Source organism: Runella zeae DSM 19591 (genome assembly GCF_000423565.1).
Classification (GTDB): Bacteria; Bacteroidota; Bacteroidia; order Cytophagales; family Spirosomataceae; genus Runella; species Runella zeae.
This window is the reverse complement of the sequence record NZ_AUIF01000099.1, coordinates 1-2640: the sequence shown is the minus strand read 5'-3', so window position 1 is coordinate 2640 and position 2640 is coordinate 1. Positions and strand designations below refer to the sequence as shown.

The window sequence follows — 2640 nt, the reverse complement described above, 5'->3', positions numbered from 1 at the left end:
TGGCCTTATGGGATTGATGAAAAGCCTTTTGATGAAAAATATTATGGGTGGTGCAAAAGAGTTGAACCTCCAACAAGAGAGGAAATTTCATTAGTAATTGAATGCTCCGATTATACCCTTACTTGGTTTGAGGACAAACAATACAATCCTAAAGCTCACATTTCTGATGATTGTCATTATATTATATATTTTGATTTTTGTTATGATCGTGAATTTATGCTGGATTTTGCCATTGCTTTCTTAGAAGAAAACCCTACTTCCTATGCAGAAACCCTTTGGTTTAACAATGATACCTATTTTGATGAATACACTTTGGCGGATTTGTATGAAAGCAAGCGATTAGGGTATGCAAATAATTGGACATGGTATCGGCGAGGAAAACCAGATGATGAACCTGAGAATACCCTCTAATTCTTTGGCCTATAGCTCCATCTAAAAAATCGAACGAGTAAGCTTTTAAATATAGTCCACCAATATCAAAAAAACAGATTTGCGGTAGTAGGTCTATGCGTAAAAAACTTAAAACAATTCATTACCTCAAATCCTCTATCCATGCTTTCCACTGTTTACACATTTATTTTTACCAGTATTTTCCTAGCCTCGCCCAGCGAGAAGCAGCCCAGGTCCCGCGTCAGAATACCGCAATGAGCACGATGAAGCTAGAACTTATAATCCTAATCAATGTAATTAATATGAAAACACTTTCAACCAATACAATTGTAAATCCCAGAGGAGAACAAATCAATGTTAGCCTAATTGAGGCGTTCGAAGCAATACCAATGGCTAAGGCGGCACTAAGTGCTTATGATATTTCTGTAGTAGACTACACAGTCAGAGATGCATTTATATTACAGACAGGAGAAATATTAGATTTTTTTTATGTTACTTCCGATGCTCATTTATTTAAAAATGAAGAAGATTTAAAAAAATGTTACGAAAAAGGTGTATTTAGATTGTTGGTTAAATATTTTAATGACTTCTCTTTAAAATATTTTCACTTTTATGTTACTCCTGCTTGGGTACAGCCCCTGCAATCCCTACTAGAATATATCCATGGATATAGTTGTGATTCCTATGAACTATTTAAAGTTAATAATTCATATTTATATTTAAGAGGCAAATGGAAAACGTCTGGCTATTGGTTTCCAAATTGGGAAATGTTTATAGCCTACTATAATGATTTTTTAAAAATTTCATCTGAAATTGAAGAAGATAAAACGTAAGCATTCCTTGTCTCTAAAGACATAGACTACGGTGAGGCAATAAAAAACAATTCCATGATTCAAGAAGCCGTAAAAGATGAGTTTGGTTTTAATGATGAAATTAATGAAAGAGCTCTATATATACGAATACATAAAGAGTTGAAAGCTAGAAATCATCCCACGTATAATGAAATTGTTGATGAATTTATTGAAGGTAATTGGGCGGTACATGGAGCTTCGATAGGACAAAAAAAATATTTAGAAACTTTTGTGTTGCCAAAAATTAATACATTTGTTGATGTTACTCTAGAAATAAGTATTGAAGCGTTAAAGAAACAAGAAGGTAAAATTGAATTAGAATGAAGTACTATCGTTTAAGTATTATGGGATCAAGAGTGTTCCCCTATGAACCTTGGGGTTCAAAAGAAAATCCTGCCAATTATTATTTCTATTTAAAGGGACATACCCCCCCTGACTTTCCCATTGTTTTTCCCTATCAAGTTTTAGAAAGAACGCCCCCAAAAGACATAATTGACAGTACTTTTGGTGCGACAACGAAAGGTTTTTTAGTAAGCTTAAAAGCTAAAGAGGTGTTGGACTCTTTAAGTATTGAAAACTACATGTATCATCCAATAAAGATGCTAGTTGAGACAAGAAATACCCATGTATCTCAATGGCCTGAATGGCCTAACCCTTACTACTACTTTCATGTATTTGGCTCTGAGTATTATGATTGGATTGATTTTGAAAAAAGTATTTTTTCTATCCCAAATGAAGACAAGAATATAAATCGAGTAGAATTTTTCATTGAAGATAAAAATGATTTTATAAAGATAAAAAATCATTTTTATAGAATTAATTCTAAAGTTTTATTTCTAAACAAATATTTTAAAGATAAATCATTAGATATTTTTTTTACATATCGTTTAGGCGTAGGTGGGTGGTATCCAGATATAGTTGTTTCAGATAATTTTAAAAAAGCAATAAAAAAATCAAAGTTGAAAGTGTCTTTAGAATTCATAGAATTGCCCATCTATGTAGATTAGGCTGTCACCAAGTCACCGAGACTTTCCAAGTTTAGAAAAGAAAGAGTAACACCACATATAAAAAACCTATTTTATACACTGTTTTGGTGGCAATGGGTAGCTAATATCCCCGCTAAAACACCAATGAGAAGTTTTGATTATTGATGATGATTTACTTAAAACTTTAAAAAATGAACCGAGAAGACCTAAATTACAGCTTAGATATGTGGATGGATGAAGATTTGCGTTTTTTTTCTCCTTTTAAACAGTCTATTGAAATAACAAAAGAATGTTTTATCAGAGTTTGTGAGAAAAAATGGTGGCCTTATGGGATTGATGAAAAGCCTTTTGATGAAAAATATTATGGGTGGTGCAAAAGAGTTGAACCTCCAACAAGAGAGGAAATTTCATTA

General features: G+C 32.5%; 5 protein-coding genes. All 5 read left to right on the top strand.

Annotated features, from left to right (window positions below; genetic code table 11):
* A partial coding sequence (locus tag G563_RS38505) for a hypothetical protein (RefSeq protein WP_037327452.1) occupies nucleotides 1–411 on the top strand: 411 nt, incomplete at its 5' end.
* A gap of 281 nt (nucleotides 412–692) precedes the next feature.
* Nucleotides 693–1223: a hypothetical protein gene (locus tag G563_RS0118320; protein WP_157585457.1), complete on the top strand. Its 531-nt coding sequence runs from the start codon at nucleotides 693–695 to the stop codon at nucleotides 1221–1223.
* Nucleotides 1224–1277: 54 nt separating this feature from the next.
* Nucleotides 1278–1565, top strand: a complete 288-nt coding sequence (locus G563_RS0118315; RefSeq protein WP_028666573.1) for a hypothetical protein — start codon at nucleotides 1278–1280, stop codon at nucleotides 1563–1565.
* On the top strand, nucleotides 1562–2248 hold the full coding sequence (locus G563_RS0118310; RefSeq protein WP_028666572.1) for a hypothetical protein: 687 nt from the start codon (nucleotides 1562–1564) through the stop codon (nucleotides 2246–2248). Before G563_RS0118315 ends, G563_RS0118310 begins: the two co-directional genes overlap by 4 nt.
* Nucleotides 2249–2418: 170 nt before the next feature.
* A partial coding sequence (locus G563_RS35245; RefSeq protein WP_037327449.1) for a hypothetical protein occupies nucleotides 2419–2640 on the top strand: 222 nt, incomplete at its 3' end.